This is a genomic window from Spirosoma foliorum (assembly GCF_014117325.1).
Classification (GTDB): domain Bacteria; phylum Bacteroidota; class Bacteroidia; order Cytophagales; family Spirosomataceae; genus Spirosoma; species Spirosoma foliorum.
In genome coordinates, this window is the sequence record NZ_CP059732.1 from 8,193,542 (window position 1) to 8,209,554 (window position 16,013).

Annotated in this window: 18 protein-coding genes; 7 read left to right on the forward strand and 11 right to left on the reverse strand. The window is 47.8% G+C overall.

The genetic code is table 11. The features are described from left to right. The 4 genes from H3H32_RS34560 to H3H32_RS34575 all read right to left on the reverse strand — a co-directional run bounded on the left by H3H32_RS34560 (position 1) and on the right by H3H32_RS34575 (position 5,052). A complete protein-coding gene (locus H3H32_RS34560; protein WP_182460245.1) occupies positions 1 to 1,389 on the reverse strand; it encodes an alkaline phosphatase family protein in 1,389 nt (462 codons plus the stop codon). Between the two features lie 47 nt (positions 1,390 to 1,436). Next, a complete protein-coding gene (eboE, locus tag H3H32_RS34565) occupies positions 1,437 to 2,699 on the reverse strand; it encodes a metabolite traffic protein EboE (RefSeq protein ID WP_182460246.1) in 1,263 nt (420 codons plus the stop codon). After that, the gene (locus H3H32_RS34570) at positions 2,696 to 3,862 is read right to left on the reverse strand and encodes a 3-dehydroquinate synthase (RefSeq protein WP_182460247.1); all 1,167 of its coding nucleotides are present in this window, start codon (positions 3,860 to 3,862) and stop codon (positions 2,696 to 2,698) included. Before H3H32_RS34570 ends, eboE begins: the two co-directional genes overlap by 4 nt. A 200-nt stretch (positions 3,863 to 4,062) precedes the next feature. Further along, complete coding sequence (locus H3H32_RS34575; RefSeq protein WP_182460248.1) at positions 4,063 to 5,052, reverse strand: glycosyltransferase family 2 protein; 990 nt, start codon at positions 5,050 to 5,052, stop codon at positions 4,063 to 4,065. 259 nt (positions 5,053 to 5,311) lie between these two features. On the opposite strand from H3H32_RS34575, the gene H3H32_RS34580 reads away from it, so the two are divergent. The 3 genes from H3H32_RS34580 (at position 5,312) to H3H32_RS34590 (ending at position 7,486) form a co-directional block, all read left to right on the forward strand. Beyond that, on the forward strand, positions 5,312 to 6,064 hold the full coding sequence (locus tag H3H32_RS34580) for an SDR family NAD(P)-dependent oxidoreductase (protein WP_182460249.1): 753 nt from the start codon (positions 5,312 to 5,314) through the stop codon (positions 6,062 to 6,064). A 191-nt stretch (positions 6,065 to 6,255) separates the two neighbouring features. After that, on the forward strand, positions 6,256 to 6,723 hold the full coding sequence (locus tag H3H32_RS34585; protein ID WP_182460250.1) for a hypothetical protein: 468 nt from the start codon (positions 6,256 to 6,258) through the stop codon (positions 6,721 to 6,723). Between the two features lie 19 nt (positions 6,724 to 6,742). Further along, entirely contained in the window at positions 6,743 to 7,486 is a 744-nt protein-coding gene (locus H3H32_RS34590; RefSeq protein ID WP_182460251.1) for a carboxypeptidase-like regulatory domain-containing protein, read from the forward strand. Here H3H32_RS34590 and H3H32_RS34595 read toward each other — a convergent pair. From H3H32_RS34595 to H3H32_RS34625, 7 genes are all read right to left on the reverse strand, one after another. After that, positions 7,457 to 8,131 (reverse strand): alpha/beta hydrolase, encoded by a 675-nt coding sequence (locus H3H32_RS34595; protein WP_182464576.1) that lies wholly within the window; start codon positions 8,129 to 8,131, stop codon positions 7,457 to 7,459. The genes H3H32_RS34590 and H3H32_RS34595 overlap by 30 nt on opposite strands. A 10-nt stretch (positions 8,132 to 8,141) precedes the next feature. Beyond that, on the reverse strand, positions 8,142 to 8,651 hold the full coding sequence (locus tag H3H32_RS34600) for a PaaI family thioesterase (protein WP_182460252.1): 510 nt from the start codon (positions 8,649 to 8,651) through the stop codon (positions 8,142 to 8,144). Between the two features lies 1 nt (position 8,652). Beyond that, positions 8,653 to 9,183 carry a DUF4442 domain-containing protein gene (locus tag H3H32_RS34605; protein WP_182460253.1) on the reverse strand — a complete coding sequence of 177 codons (531 nt, stop codon included), beginning with the start codon at positions 9,181 to 9,183 and terminating at the stop codon, positions 8,653 to 8,655. A 138-nt stretch (positions 9,184 to 9,321) separates the two neighbouring features. Further along, the gene (locus tag H3H32_RS34610; RefSeq protein ID WP_182460254.1) at positions 9,322 to 9,783 is read right to left on the reverse strand and encodes a DinB family protein; all 462 of its coding nucleotides are present in this window, start codon (positions 9,781 to 9,783) and stop codon (positions 9,322 to 9,324) included. After that, positions 9,780 to 10,184, reverse strand: a complete 405-nt coding sequence (locus H3H32_RS34615; protein WP_182460255.1) for a MarR family winged helix-turn-helix transcriptional regulator — start codon at positions 10,182 to 10,184, stop codon at positions 9,780 to 9,782. The genes H3H32_RS34610 and H3H32_RS34615 overlap by 4 nt, the downstream gene beginning before the upstream one ends. A gap of 111 nt (positions 10,185 to 10,295) precedes the next feature. Then, complete coding sequence (locus tag H3H32_RS34620; protein ID WP_182460256.1) at positions 10,296 to 11,288, reverse strand: bile acid:sodium symporter family protein; 993 nt, start codon at positions 11,286 to 11,288, stop codon at positions 10,296 to 10,298. A gap of 97 nt (positions 11,289 to 11,385) precedes the next feature. Then, the gene (locus H3H32_RS34625) at positions 11,386 to 12,309 is read right to left on the reverse strand and encodes a Ppx/GppA phosphatase family protein (protein WP_182460257.1); all 924 of its coding nucleotides are present in this window, start codon (positions 12,307 to 12,309) and stop codon (positions 11,386 to 11,388) included. Positions 12,310 to 12,365: 56 nt separating this feature from the next. Here H3H32_RS34625 and rpsU point away from each other — a divergent pair, with 56 nt between their 5' ends. From rpsU to H3H32_RS34645, 4 genes are all read left to right on the forward strand, one after another. Beyond that, positions 12,366 to 12,563 (forward strand): 30S ribosomal protein S21, encoded by a 198-nt coding sequence (gene rpsU / locus H3H32_RS34630; RefSeq protein ID WP_093830837.1) that lies wholly within the window; start codon positions 12,366 to 12,368, stop codon positions 12,561 to 12,563. A gap of 399 nt (positions 12,564 to 12,962) precedes the next feature. After that, a complete protein-coding gene (locus H3H32_RS34635) occupies positions 12,963 to 13,964 on the forward strand; it encodes an IS110 family RNA-guided transposase (RefSeq protein WP_182457633.1) in 1,002 nt (333 codons plus the stop codon). Between the two features lie 49 nt (positions 13,965 to 14,013). Next, entirely contained in the window at positions 14,014 to 14,946 is a 933-nt protein-coding gene (locus tag H3H32_RS34640; protein ID WP_182464577.1) for a tyrosine-type recombinase/integrase, read from the forward strand. Positions 14,947 to 14,985: 39 nt separating this feature from the next. Then, positions 14,986 to 15,951 carry a methylenetetrahydrofolate reductase gene (locus tag H3H32_RS34645; RefSeq protein WP_182460258.1) on the forward strand — a complete coding sequence of 322 codons (966 nt, stop codon included), beginning with the start codon at positions 14,986 to 14,988 and terminating at the stop codon, positions 15,949 to 15,951. Positions 15,952 to 16,013: the final 62 nt, after the last annotated feature.

The window sequence follows — 16,013 nt, forward strand, 5'->3', positions numbered from 1 at the left end:
TCACTGCATCTGTTTTTCAACGGTTTCCATGGATAAGGCGTCCCAGATTCGATCATATACATCAATGGCTGACAAGGATTTACCTACATTTTTGCTGCTAACAAATACCGGATGATAGTCGGGTGGGGTATCTACTCGCCCGTGCGATCCTTTAACGAGTGTAGCATCCAGCGAAATTACATTCATCAGATACCGGAAGCCCAGCAATTTACGTCCCAATTTGTACCCCGCTTTGAGTTTAATCAGCGGGTTGGTTTGGTCCATAAACATCTCAACTGGATCGTAACCAGGCTTTTGGTGAATGGCTACCAGTCGGGCGTAATCCGGAGCACGAGCATCGTCGAGCCAGTAATAGTACGTAAACCAGCTCTCGGCATCGGCAACGACAACCAGATCGCCCGAACGTTCGTGGTCGATGTGGTATTTCTTTTGTTGCTCTTTATCCAGAACCAACTCAATGCCCGGTGTTTTTTCCAGCAATGCCCGTACTTTATCAAAAACCGACGGGTCGTTGATGTACACGTGAGCAATCTGGTGATCTGGGGTAGCGAAGGCAGGCGATGCACCACCATCGAACATCTCCAGACCACGCTCTTCGCGGTAACGGATCATGCCCGCTTCACGCAGAATTCGATTTATGTGAATGGGCTTGCTGACGTTCGTAATTCCGTATTCTGAGAGGACAATTACTTCAGCACCTTGTTGCTCATAGTATTGAATCAGGTCGCGGCAAACGTCGTCGATTTCGCGGAGGTCGTTCGCGATTTTGGAGAAGTCCTGGCCAAATTTCTGTAGACAATAATCCAGGTGCGGCAGGTAAATCAGCGTGAGTGTTGGGTTGTGCCACTTATCGACCAGCATCGACGCGTCGGCAATCCAGCGCGAGGATTTAATGGTTGTTGCAGGTCCCCAGAACTGGAACAATGGGAACGTGCCAAGCTCTTTCTGAAGTCTATCGCGTAGATCGCCCGGATGAGTATAGCAATCGGGGATTTTCAGACCATCCGATGGGTACTGTGGGCGTGGGGTAGCCGAAAAATCGGCGGTAGAGTACATATTGTACCACCAGAACATCTTGGAAACCGTGAAATTGGGGTCGATCTTTTTGGCGCGTTCCCAGATTTTCTCACCCGCTACCAACTTGTTCGACTGTTTCCAGAATTTCACTTCCGAATCGGTGCGATCGTACCAGCCGTTGCCAACAATACCCGTTTCACTCGGCCATTTGCCCGTTACGTATGTAGACTGTACCGATGTGGTTAGCGCCGGTAGCATAGGATCAATGGTCGCCTGGTGTTTCTTCGCGAACCACTGTTTCAGAAAAGGCGTGTGTTCGCCAATCAGCGAATACGACAGACCAACAACATCGAGTACTACAGTCTTTTTCATAATGATGAATGATGAATGATGAATGATGGATACCGCAAGGACATTCATCATTCATCCGCACGGGCGGCCCCGATTGATTTATACACCCATTTCATTTCCCGATCAATCGAATCAACTAAGCCGAGCTTTAAATCAGCTGGTAAAACGTCCCAGGTGTAGGTTTCTACTTCCATCTGGTTCGTGAATTTATTGGTGGCCTGCAAGTTAAGGACAGTCTGAATATCGTCCTGCGTCGATTTCAACACCCCGTATTCCGAAATAAATATCGGTACGTGGAAATGGGCGCGCCATTCCACATGATTGTCATCAAAAGCAGCCAGAGCTTCGGGCAAATCAGCAAAACGTAGCAGTTCTCCCGATCGCGTACGCGCTACTACCTGATGCAGATAAGTTGGTTCGTTGAATTGCGCAAAGGCTTGTTTTACGATTTCACGTCCTTCGGCAGTCGAACGCGACCCCGGCTCCGGAAATTCGGCTTTCAGAGCGGCACTAATTTGTACTTTGCCAACGCGCAACCCGTAGTCTTTTAACTTGGCCAGTACTTCGGCCGGTTTTTCGTAACCAACGGCCACATGGCAAACATCGAAGCATAACCGAACATGTTCGCAGATCGCGGTTTCGGCCTGTTCATCGGTTAGTCCAAACTGTTCGCTGATTTGATCGATGCCCATAGGCAACAGGTAATCGGTAAACCAGGTGATGAACTCGTCGGTTGTTTCGATTAAGCCGTCGGGTTCAGGTTCCAGATCGAGGTGCATCAACCGATCTGTTTGCTGGCGTAAGCGCATCAGATCGGCCACTACTTCGAGTATATTCTGGGTTGTTTGCGAAAAAATATAGTCGCGGGCGGCAGGCTGGTCCCACTCGAACCAATAGCGATACGAAAGGGGCGAGGTCGAAATACCTCCCTGAATGGCATTCCCCAGCTCATCGACAGGGAGCAGAACCGATAAAATCCGGAACAACCGTTTGGTGTATTCAACTCGTGCTTCGGTTGTCCAGTCGGGGGCATGCACCTGATCTTTAACGACCGTATTGTGAAAGCCGCCGAATGGAAAACCGTTCATGGTAAACACATAACACTCGTTATTTGCCAGCCAGTGCTGAAAGGCAATTAAATTTTCGGGCAGTTCCAGTTCTTCACTAGCTATGTTAGATAAGCGTAAGCCAATTCCAAAAGGGGCATCCGGCGACAACCGTTTCTTTAGTTCTGGAATGGCTTTCTGTAAAGATGCGAAATGATCGGCCCACGTTTCGCCTGCATGGATGTTGGTACAATAGCCGAGGTGACCAAGGGCAAGGTTATTCATACGAGTTGCGCCTGTTGTTCCTGTTCTTTGAGGGTAGCAATCGCCTGCCGAACGAGATCGGGATTCATTTCGTGGACTTCAACACCCCGGCCAATAGCTTCCAGGAGCATAATCGTAAGCTGACCACCCAGGTGTTCCCGGAATTCAGCCAGGCCTTTCAGTACTCCAGCGCTGTCGTTGGCATCGAGCATGGGTTGGTAGAGCGAAAAGCCAAGGGTGCGTAGCGTGGTCAGAATACGATGAGTATCCTGCTCTGTTAGCCAGCCGAGTTGGTGCGAATACACGCTATCCATCGCGATGCCAATAGCTACGGCTTCGCCATGTCGGAGTTCGAAGCTGGTCAGTTGTTCCAGTTTGTGGGCGCTCCAGTGGCCAAAGTCCAGCGGACGGGATGATCCCATTTCAAATGGATCGCCCCCCGAAATATGCTCCAGGTGCATTTGGGCACAACGGTGGATAAGGTAATCCATCGCTTCCGAATCGCGGGCTGCGAGTGCCTGCGCATTAGCCTCGATCCATTCGAAAAAGCTGGCATCTTTAATCAAAGCCACTTTAACGGCTTCTGCAATGCCTGATCGCCAATCCCGATCATCAAGCGTAGTCAGGAAAGAACTATCGTTAAAGACCGCTACAGGTGGGACAAACGTGCCCAGAAAGTTTTTCTTGCCGCGATAGTTGACGCCATTTTTTACCCCAACGCCCGAATCATTTTGCGACAACACGGTGGTTGGAATACGGACGTGACGAATGCCCCGGTGCGAAATAGCGGCTGCATAACCAACTAAATCGAGGATTGATCCACCGCCAATGGCAACTACATACGAATGCCGATCGATACCATACTTATCCACCGCATCCACAATCTTTTCCACATATATCGGCTCATTCTTAGCGGTTTCGCCCCCTGGAATGATTAATAAATCGGGAATAAGGTCAACTATATCAGTATGTTGGTCGAAATAGGTAGTAATCTGTGATTGAAGATTAGGATGGGCGTCGATAACCCCCGAATCAATCACGAAAAGAAGCTTTTTTCGAATATCACCCGTAGACTGCTGACTGAAAAAATCGGATAGCAGTGAGTTTGCTTTTTTGAAAAGCTGATTGGTAAAGAAAACAGTGTACGTAAACCGAACACTGAACGCCTGATGCAAATGATTCATGAACGAATAAAGATAGTTGAGTACCACTGCCTTTATCTTTCAAAAATACAATCGAATCGCTAATGGTTCCTTATAAACGGCCAAAATAAGCGATTAGCAAGGTGCAGGGAGCGCGGAGCATGGAGCTTTACGGATGGAGCGTGGGGTAGGGATACCAGAAACTACTACTAAGATCCGTGCCCCGTGCCCCTTGCATCCCGCTACAGGTATAGCACTTTGTATTTAAAGGCACCATGAAGTCGCCAGTAAACAGATAAAAAAGGCGTGGCCAGCGCCGTTAGTACGGCATGTTTAACGGTTGTCGAATTAAGTGGCGATTTGGGTAGATGCCTGATAATTAGATAGGTGGATAACAGCGCCCAGATGCCTAGCCCAAGTAGAGCGATAACGAAATGCCCGGTTACTAATCCGGCCAGCCCACTGCTGATACTGATGACAGATGCGTAATACTGAAGTACCTGCCGACGGAAGGAGGGAATACGCTCCCGAAATAAATTGGGATGGCGTTTATACAGCAAGGCATCGTAACTGTTGTTGCGCTCATCGCGTAAGAGTCCGTACCAGGGGCACGGACGAATATGGTGCACAACGACGGCCTCGGTACATTTCCCAATCGGAATACCTGCCTGAATGAATTTGAACTGTAGATCGCTGTCTTCGCGCCAATCGATATCGAATGCTTCCTCGAAACCATTGACTCGCTCAAGCGTCGACTTCCGACAAAAACAGTTCGACGACATAAACTCGGCCCGCTTTAAGATCGTAGCCGTTCGGTCGAGTGGAGTGGGCTGATTTGGTAAGTAAACGCGTAATTGACCGCTCATGACCTGTGCTCCACGCTGGAAACATAGGAGAGCTGAGGATAGCCATTCGGATTCGGGAAGGCAATCGTCGTCGGTAAAGGCAATGATGCGCCCACGGGCTGCTCGCCAACCCCGATTTCGGGCGGCAGCGGGGCCACGTCGTTCGGGCTGACCGAGGTAACGGACTTCGATTGGACCACCGTCGCGGGCTACCTGTTTCGCAAAAAGCTGAACAGCGGTTTCGGTTTCGGGCGAGTTTCCCTCATCGACCACAATAATTTCGAACTGGTCGCGCGATAGCCGCTGACGCCCAAGTGCGTCGAGACATTTAAGAAGCAGGGCCGGTTGCTGATAGGTTGGGATCACAACCGAAAATTCAGGTAGCATACAACTGGTAATGAAAAGGTATATAAGCTCAGTAGTTATTTGTTGGGTTACAGCTAATCAACGCCTTGCAAAAACCTGACCAAAATCGGTTAACGGGTATCGTCTAGCTTCGGGCTGAGTGCTAAGCAATTGGCAGATAAATGATTGTATGCTTATAATTGGTTTTGGCTGGATCAGTTGCCGGAGAATTAATGGTTGTTCTTCTTGATGGTTCGACCGTGGGTTTATCTTTGCAACATCAACTTCTTTAGTCCTTGTTATGTCTCGCATTGCACTTATTACCGGCGCCACTTCTGGTATTGGCCGCGCTACCGCCGAAGCTTTCGCTGACCTTGATTTTCGCCTGATTCTCTGTGGACGTCGGCAGGAGCGCTTAGATGAATTACAGGAACGCCTGAGCCAGCAAACAGCCGTTACAACGCTCAATTTCGACGTGCGTAACTGGCTTGAAGTCGACGACGCTATTCGTAGCTTACCTGAAGAATGGCAGGCGATCGATATTCTGGTGAATAGTGCGGGCAATGCACATGGTTTGTCGCCGATTCAGGACGGATCGCCCCAGGATTGGGATATGATGATTGATGGAAACGTGCAGGGCCTGCTTTATGTCTCGAAAGCGGTTATGCCGGGTATGGTAGAGCGTCAGCGGGGCCATATTGTTAACCTAAGTTCGGTAGCGGGTAAGGAGACCTATGCCAATGGGGCTGTGTATTGCGCTAGTAAAGCCGCCGTTGAAGCGCTCAGCGCAGGCATGCGGCTCGACTTGACCCAGCATGGGATTAAAGTGACGAATATTGCGCCGGGAGCTGTTGAAACCGAGTTTTCGGTCGTGCGTTTCAAAGGAGATGCCGAGCGGGCAGCTAAAGTATACGCCGGATTCTCTCCGCTAACTCCAGAAGATATTGCCGATACGATTGTTTATGCGGTAACGGCTCCGGCCCATGTTACGATTGCCGATATGACGATTTTAGCCGGGGCACAAGCAGCAGCAACTACTATTTATCGGAAATAATTAGGTTAATGCGTTGCTAAAAAGCCGCGTCGCAATTCATCAAAAACAACTGCGACGCGACTTTTTAACAACACTCTCTACAATGTCGAATTTGTACTTTCTGTATTTTAAGTGTAATTTAATTTTGTTTGGTGGTATTGTGTAGTATACTGGTGTTTTAGTTTCTAACGATACAAAATGATAACGTGACAATGAAAACGGCCAGCTTCATTTTCCTGTTTTGCCTGATGACTTTTTTAGGGCAGGCTCAATCAACACCAACCAAAATCTATCTTGTTAAAAATGGAGCACAGACGTTAGGAGGCATTCAGTTCTATACGACCCTTAACCCCAGCAAGCCCATCAAGGTAAAAAATAATGGTTATGTTCTTATTGAAACAGATGCAGACAGTCTGGGAGTTATTCGGGAGTCACCTTATGCTGAAAATAATTATCAACCGCCTGCTTCCAGCCCGAAACGGAAGCCAGTTTTTATTAAGTTTGAGCGAGGGAAATCATATTATTTTAAGATGGGTTCGGCTGCATACAGCACTCATTTCGACGTAGAAGAAATGACCGAACGCGCTTTTTGGCTCTATATTGGGCTGAATGACCTGACGGACAATGTTACTCGATATACATTGAGTAGGGCAGTTGGTTTAGTAAAAAATCAACAATGAAGTACTGATCTATAGGGCAATGAAACGAATTCAACTCACGGTCGATACGCCTTGCCAGCAGCGTTGGCAGGATATGGCACCTATCGAAACAGGCCGTTTTTGTGATAGCTGCCAGAAAACGGTCGTTGACTTTTCCGGCATGACCGACCAGCAGATTGTCAGTAATATAAGTCAGTCGGCAAGTTCAACCTGTGGCCGTTTTCGGGTAAGCCAGCTCGACAGAACATTACAGGCTCCCACACCTACGGCTCATTCTTCAGGGCGTTTTTTTAGCCTGTTAACCGCAGGTTTGTTAGGCTATCAAACGGTTCAGGCTGATGCCCATTCAACACTTGCTCGTCCGTCAACTTTACAAACCGAGCAACGTCCTATTGCTACAACTGATCAACCGTCGACTGAAGTCACTACCGCTACAGACTCGTCGCGGGTAATTACAGGCCGGATAGTGGATAATGTGACGAAAGCAGGTCTCGGTGGGGCTACTGTTATTATTAAAGGAACATCCCGAGGGGCTAATACGGATTCGACGGGCCACTTTCAGTTAAGAGTTCCTACTGACTATCTGGATAAACAGATTACAGTAGTAATGGCTATGATTGGATTCATAACGACTGAAGTTCAAATACCACCCGATCGCTCGGAGCCCCTCTCAATAGTGTTATATGAAGATCAAAAGCTGCTGGGAGAAGTAGTTGTTGTTGGTGGATACAAAAAACAAACCTTTTTCCAGCGTCTACGGAATCGTCGGCGTAACAGTCACTAGCGTTTTCAATACGTCTGGGTCAACCCGATGGCCACCGTCAAAAGCAGTGATTTTTAAGGTAGGTATATCGGTTTGCAGTCGGGTTAAGTACTCATTGATATCGTCCAGTTCTACAAGGTATTCGTCCTGCCGACCATATACATAATGGGTTTCGGTCGTTTCAAGTGTAGCTGGGTTAATGAGATCGGCAAGACCATGAGGTAAATAACCAGCCCATAAAATGAGTCGATCAGCATGAACATGTTGGGCATTCAACCATCGACAGGCCGTAGCGGCACCTTGCGAGAAACCTAAAACCGTTATTTGCAAACCTGTCTCGTCGGGTTTCAGACCGTTCAGAACACGGTCATAAAGCGAGTTCAGATAAAGAATATAATCACTGATTTCATAGTCCCGATCTTCGCGGGTCATCCAGGAAGCGCCAACCCGCTGATAGCTGCTATCGGTATATGACCGAGATAATCCTTCCGGTACAACAACGAACGTTTCGCCATCATCCAACCCCGTAAACTTTCGGCCGAAGTACTGCGCCAGTTGTCCAAAACCATGCAGGCAGAACCAGATAGCTTTCGTCTGTTCCGTTAAAGAACCAATTGTATAATAACGGGCTGTCCGTTGAACAGGCAGGTGATGTTCGGTCATGATTGTCAGCTGATTATTTCCAGGGGAACAGCATACAGGTTGTGGTGGCATGGGCGTAGAGTTTGCCTTGTTCATCCACGATTTTACCTTCTGCGGTAGCTGTCGATCGACCTGCATGTATGAGCGTGCCAATCGGCAGCACTTTGCCTGTCCGGATGGTTAACGGGCGAATAAAGTTAACTTTCAGCTCAAGGGTTGTGTAGCCTGTTCCGGCCTGTAAGGTCGAATGAATGGCGCAGGCTAAGGCTGAGTCGAGCATAGTACAGAAAACGCCACCATGCACCCCACCAATTGGATTGTAATGGAACTCCTGCGGCACAATCGAGAAAACAGCTTTCCCTTCTTCGACCGATTCAAGCGCCATATCCAGTGTGTGGGCAATGGCCGGAGGAGGATACAGACCGGCCATAATTCCCTGCAAGTACTCCATGCCCGATAAGGTAGCGCCGACTTTAGCGCCAATGGTCTGATCTTCCCACGAGTAGGTTCGTGTACGTTGCGTTTCGTTTTGCGCTGTTGTCATCTTATCGTCGAAATCGTGATTGTTGTTTCTCGTTTTTGCGTTGTTCGTAATGCGTTTTATCGGCGATGTAACACAGGCGTTCGAGTTCGGCATGCACGACAGATTGTTTATCGAGCCACTGAATATTGAAAACATGCTCCGTCTGACCATTTGCCGCTACCTCCGCCCGAATAGTTTCGAGTTGCTCATCCGTGATTTCAAAACGGGCATAGAGCGCACTTCGACCAGGTTTGCGAAATCGGATGCTGGCCGATTTGTCCCAGACCACATACTGATTGCCCAAAATGCGAAGTAACATTACCATGTAAAATGGATCGGTGGCAGAAAATAGGCTGCCGCCAAAGATGGTTCCTACGTAGTTGTAGGTCCAGATATTTCGGCGCAATCGTACATGAACTTCCCGCCAATCGCTCGACCAGAACAGAATTTTACCGCCTGTTCCAAAAAACATCGGATACCAGTTCAGTCCTGTTCGAAAGAGCCACGATTTGGCTGATTCCTTACGGTTAGTTTGTAAGAAGGATGGTTTCATTTGTGGCTAACTCTGGCGCAGGTATTTACCTGTGCCTTTAATTTAGCCAGCATTCGCTGGCGCTCCGTCAATCTATGGGCCAGCGAATGCTGGCTAAATTAAAGGCACGAGTAAATACTCGCGCCAGTTGCTAATGGCTTAACTAATCAAGGAAAACGCTTGCCCTTTTTTGATCGCCTGAGCGATTTGGCCAGAATGATAAGAGTTATGATGCATCAGAAAAACCAATACCTGCATGCGAGGCACTTCGCCAAAAGGCGAGGAGATTATTTCAGCCCATTGGTCGTCGCTAGTCAGTTGAATCTGTTTCGTAATCATCGCGAAGCTATCATTCATGGTTTGTTGAATCGACACTAAGTCAAACAGTTGGCCTTTGTCGGAAATACCACCACTGGCTTGAATGGGAATACTGACCTCGCGCCCAAAAAGTAAGCTGGCCATCCGGTGCATCGACTCGGCCATGTGTAAGGCAATAAAACCTGCCGAAGCCGTTTCTGGCGTTAAGCGGTTGTGATAATTATCGAGGGTTAGTTTCCGAATCGGCGCCTGCGACGAAACCTGATTCATTTGCCAGATTTGAGATAAGAGTTCAGTTGTCATTTTTGTAACGCGATTACTTTATCAGAAAAAATCGACAGGCCCTGAACCGCATCCAGGCCAAGTGTGTCGTGAACTTGTAGGTTTAGTGCTTTCCAGATTTTATGACATCGTTTGGCTAACAATCGTCCCTCTTCGGTCAGAAACAGGCCGTGACGCAGGTCGTCGGTCAGCCAGCCTTTTTTTTGTAATAGCTGCACATCCCGACTCATTGCCGATTTCTCAATCTGCAATCGTTTCGACAACACGGCTTGCCGGACCCCTGGCTGCGGGAAAATGTGCATCAGTAAACCCGCCTGCGCGAACGTAACTCCCTCTTGCGTGAAGGCATCGTTGTAGTGGCCGGTTATAATCCTGGCTAACATTCGCAAGCGACCCGCAATGCAGTAGGTTTCGGAGTTCATGTTATAAAGGTTAGAAACAAAAGTTGTATATGCAACTTAATGGAATTAAAAATAATCACCCATAAGATAAAAGGGTGATTATGAAAGGTGTATCCTGATAAACTAAGCATCCTATGTATTTACAGGCTCATGAGTTGTTTCGTCCAAAGCAACTCCTTGTACCGGGTGCTGGCTCCAGTAGGTGGCTAGTAAGGAACCGTTCGTGTTCATGATAGGGCCAAAGAGGGCAGGGGCGAGACCTACCGTGGCTACTTTACCCAGTTGCACGGCAATACCCGAAGCCAGTCCCGCATTTTGCAGACCTACTTCGATAGCTATTGTCCGGCAGCTTTGCTCATCCATACCACACAAACGCGCCGACCAATACCCCAGCATAAACCCACAGAGATTATGAACTAATACGCAAAACACGAGTATCCAGCCTACACTTAATAAACTGTCGCGTCCGGCGGCTGTGATAACGGCAACAATGAGAATAATGCCACCCATCGACATTAAAGGCATAACGCGGTTTAGTATCACTGCCGATTTGCGAAAAATACGGTTTAAAATCAGCCCTACTATAATTGGGGCGATAACGATCTCCATAATCTCAATCATCATTTTCAGGAACGAGATTTCGATGAATTGACCGGCCAGTAATTTCATCAGCGCAGGCATCAGCAAAGGCGCTAACAGCGTTGACATAGTTGTGACCGTGATGGATAAAGGCACATTAGCTTTGGCAATGAAACACATTACGTTCGAAGCTAAACCACTAGGTGAGCAACCGATAAGCACCACACCCGCTGCAATTTCGGGCGGAAAACTAAAGGTATTGGCCAGCGTGTAGCCTAACAACGGCATAATTAGGAAATGGCAGGCTACGCCGATAAATACAGCGCGTGGTTGCTGAATAACGCCCTCGAAATCTTTAATCGACATGGTGGCTCCCATGCCCAGCATAATGATTTGCAGTAACGGAACAATTAGCTTCTTCAATGGGAAATCGCCAATGTTAAGGAACAACCCCGGAAAGGCGAAAGCTATCCCGACAAATGCAATCAGGAGCGCCGTAAAAATAAGATTTTGATAAGACGAGCGATCGTTGGTTTCAGCTTTCATCTACTGACGAATGAATAATGTAAAATGTACAATGAAAAGCTGATTTGATGAAAAACATACCTGCCTCCATCATTCATTTTACATCATGCATTATTCATTAACGCAACGAAGCAAATACGCCCTCTTTTAGTGAATAGGTCGACGTGCGTATTTGCGAAATGCCGTACGTTCTGAGCACATAATCAATCAGGCAAACGGCGACCACAATCATATCGACCCGCAGTTCGATCATACCCGGAATCTCCATTCGTTCCGCGTGATTTTTCGTGATGAGTAATTCATAGGCACGATAAAACTCCTCGATTGGCAACGTAAACGCAGCCTGATTGGGATCGGGCAAGTGCCCTTTCGAATGCATGTACCACATATCAACCAGCGTATCGAACGAACCTGATGAACCAACTAACACGGCGGGTTGATACTGATGAATAGCGTTAGCGAGTGGCAGCAGTTGTTCCTGAAAATAATCGTGTAACCGACGGATACTTCCAGAACTGATGGGGTCAGAACTCATGAATCGTTCGCGAAGCCGCTGCCCACCTATTTCGAAACTTTGCTTCCAGAAAACCCGGTTTTGATTCCCCAGAATAAATTCGACGCTGCCGCCACCAATGTCAATGACTAAAGCCGTTGAGTCATCTAACGCACCAGCCGCCCGGATACCCTGATAAATATAGGCTGCTTCCTGATCGCCTGAAATGACCCTAATTTGAATACCCGTTTTTTGTTGAACCCGATCAATAAATTCCTGCTGATTGCGCGCTACCCGAATGGCGCTTGTACCAAGAGCCACTACCTTTTCTGGGTCTATAATATGTTGATCGAGCACCTGTCGAAAATAGGTCAGCACGCCCAGGGCACGCTCAATGCCTTCTTCGGTAATGATTCCCTTATTGATACCTGCCTCGCCAATTTTAGCAGGCAGGCTTTCGCGGAATAGGATTTTAGGCGTATTGCCTTCTATTTCAGCGATGAAGAGATGGAACGTGTTGGTGCCTAAGTCAATAATGGCTTGTTTCATAATTGCAAATCTATTACCTTTGCGACCCGGTTTTTAGCTAAAACACAATATTTACAATGCTTATCATTAACGTAAAAGACAACGAGTCGATTGACAAGGCCCTGAAACGCTTCAAAAAGAAGTTCGAAAAGACGGGTGTGTTGCGGCAGTTGCGCTCGCGGACAGCTTTCCAGAAACCATCGGTAAAGCGTCGCACAGAGATTATTAAGGCTACGTACAAAGAAAGAATGTACGGCAACCACACCGAGCAATAGGATTTTAATCCGCCGGTGGTGCGTAGTTGGCCGAAATAACTCGTTGAATGCGCAGTCAGCGAGAGTAACAGTCAACTAAGACATAAAAGCAGCAAGCAGAGATGTTTGCTGCTTTTTTATGACCCCCCTTTTTGTCATTCCGACGACAGGAGGAATCTCAAAGTCGCTTATTAATCAAGCTTGAGATTCCTCCTGTCGTCGGAATTGTAAGTTTGCTCTGAACAAATAATCTTTGGTTCTCCAGGTCATACCTACGTCGGGATGGTCTAAAAGACCGGTTGTCATGATCGGTAGCCTGGAGAGCCAATCTCATGGAACCCGGACAGTTCAGTGGGCATATAGCCCGTTTCACAATGATGTCGAGAGCATGAGTAGTATCCCGCTTTTTTCGTTTTTAGCATGAACCAACCAGCTATCTATTACGGGGTTGATGTCAGTAAAGAGACCTTACACATCAGCTACCAAATCGGAATCGATGCCAATGGGCAACCCCAATGGGCCTATCAAACCCTGCCCAACCAAGCGGACTCCATTGAGCAATGGGCTGCTGAACTGCCCGCCAATAGCCACCTCATTTTCGAGCATACAGGTACCTATTCGGCTCGATTAGCTTGGGTATTAGCCCTGCAAAATCGCCCCTTTAGCCTCCTTACGCCCAACCAAAGCAAAGGCTTTGCCGCCACTCTGAAGTCTATCAGCAAGACCGACCGGAGCGATGCGGCACTATTGGCGCGCTACGGACAAGTCTTTCAGCCCCAGCCTTCGCAACTGGCCGATGAGTCTCTACATCAGCTTCGCCAACAGCACAAACACCTCAACGACCTGCGAATCAGTCAGCAAGCGGTGGCTAATCAGCTTCATGCGCTGTCGTTCGACCCCCGGGCCAGTCAGAAAGTCAAGGCTAGCCTGCTGGTTCTCCAACAGAGCTACCTGACTCAGATTGCGCTCTTTGAAGAGGAACTGGATCAGCTGAGTCAACAGGAGTTGCAGGCCATTTCGGAGCGGATGCAGCGGGTCAAGGGGATTGGGCCGGCTTCCTCTCAAGCCTTGTGCACGGCCACCAATGGGCTGGCTGGATTCGAGTCAGCCAAAGCGGTAGCTAAGTTCGTGGGCATTGCCCCCAGTCAAACTCAATCGGGCAGTTCGGTTCGTCGGCGTGGTCGGATGGCCCGCACGGGTTTAGGGTATGTACGGGGCCTTTTATACATGGCAGCTCGTTCGGCCCGTAAATACAATTTGGGCTGTAAAGCGCTTTATGATCGGCTACGGGCCAAGGGTAAATGCCACAAAGTGGCGATGGTGGCGGTGATGAATAAGTTGTTGCATCAGGTGTTTGTGGTGGTGAAGAAGAATATTGAATTCGTCAATGGGTTCAGCCTATCCAAACAAAATTTGGCTTAAAACTTGTTTTTTGACACAGTTCATGACAAAAAACAGATTAGATTTGGCAATGGAAAACCAGGGCAATCCGACAAATTCCGCAGGGCAAACTGTTTGTTCAGACTTCCTCCAGCATATTCGCTACGAAAAGCGGCTGAGTCATCATACGCTTACGGCTTATGCAAACGACCTGGAGCAGTTCACCTTATTTCTGGCAACGGAATGTAATGTCGACCAGCCTGAACGGGCTGATTTTCGGCACATTCGGTCGTGGATTGTGAGTCTGGTTGAGGCCGACATAGACAAGTCGTCGGTGAATCGGAAGATTGCTACGTTACGGAGTTTCTATAATTTTCTGGTTCGTCGGAAGGTGATCGAGCTTGATCCGATGACGAAAATTCAGGCGCTGAAAGCTAGTAAACGGTTGCCGCAATATGTCGAAGAAAAGCCAATGGAGATGCTGCTCAACGACATCGAATTCCCCGATACGTTTGAAGGCATTCGTGACAAGCTCGTGCTCGAACTACTCTACGGCACGGGTATTCGATTGAGCGAGCTAACGGGTCTGAAAACCGCTGACGTGAACCTCTACGATAAAACGATTCTGGTGCTGGGTAAACGGAACAAACACCGAATTATCCCGCTGACCCAACCCTTGTTTGAGCTTATACAGCAATATAATCAGTTGAAAGAAAAGGAGTTTTCGGGTCAGGCCGATCAAACCATTTTGATTGTCAGTGATAAAGGTGTGCCTGCTTACCCGGTTCTGATTCAGCGAATTGTAAAGAAAAATCTTGCGCTCGTTACCACGCTTGAGAAGAAAAGCCCACACGTATTGCGTCACTCGTTTGCTACGCATCTACTTAATCGGGGCGCTGACCTGAACGCCATTAAAGATTTGCTGGGGCATAGCAGTCTGGCAGCCACTCAGGTTTATACGCATACCAGCCTCGAGCAACTCAAGAAAACCTACGATCAAGCGCATCCGAAGGCAAAAAAATAAAGAAAGTCATTTCCTAAATTCCTGGTTTACATACTGTTTATGTTTCTAGAAAAGATCAAATCTGCCGAATCAGGCGTGTTACTTTACGGCATCACTCCACCCAAAGTTGGTACCACACCCGAACGCGTTGCTGAGATTGCCCAAAAAACAATTGAGCGACTGACTACTTTGGATATCGATGCACTTGTGGTGTATGATGTCCAGGATGAGTCGGCCCGAACGAAAGAAGAAAGGCCCTTCCCATTTTTAAATGCGCTTGATCCGCTTGAGTTTGCCTCTACACATCTAGGCTCGTTAAACATTCCGAAAATCATCTATCGTCCTGCCGGAAAATTTTCTCCCGTAGAGCTATCGGATTGGCTGGAAGAGCTACATAACCAGAATTTCTATCCTGTTTTTGTTGGTGTACCAGCACCAGATTATCCGGTAAAAACGAGCCTGCCAGAAGCTTACGAGATCTGGAGCAGACATCAAGACACCTCCGTTATCGGTGCCGTAACCATCCCCGAGCGGCATAACCTGTTGAAGGATGAGGATGCTAGGATACTGGATAAAATGAGTAGTGGTGTATCGTACTTTATTTCACAGTGCATTTTCAATCTTGACTACGCAAAGCAGGTTATCGAAGATCTAGTAATCAGTTGTACAGAAAAGAATATCTCTCCTCCGACGGTTATTTTTACAATTACCGCCTGTGGATCAGCAAAAACACTCCAGTTTATGGAATGGCTGGGTATTCACGTGCCGGATGAATTGAAGGAAGAACTCAAAAAGTCAGACGATATTCTTGAGAAATCGGTAAAGATATGCCTTGATATTGCTTCCGAGCTGACCACATTTTGTATGGAGCGTTCTATTCCTTTCGGCTTCAATATCGAAAGCGTTGCTATTCGCAAAGCCGAGATCGAAGCGTCTATCAGCATAGCAGAGGGCATAGGCCAGATGCTGAAGGATAAAGGTGTTCGTAAAGTGGCGAAAGATTACGAAGCGCAGGTTGTCAAATGAAAAAAGACAATCTGTAGTTTGGTCCTAAAAAATGGCCATAGCTAATCGATTCGTAACGAAAG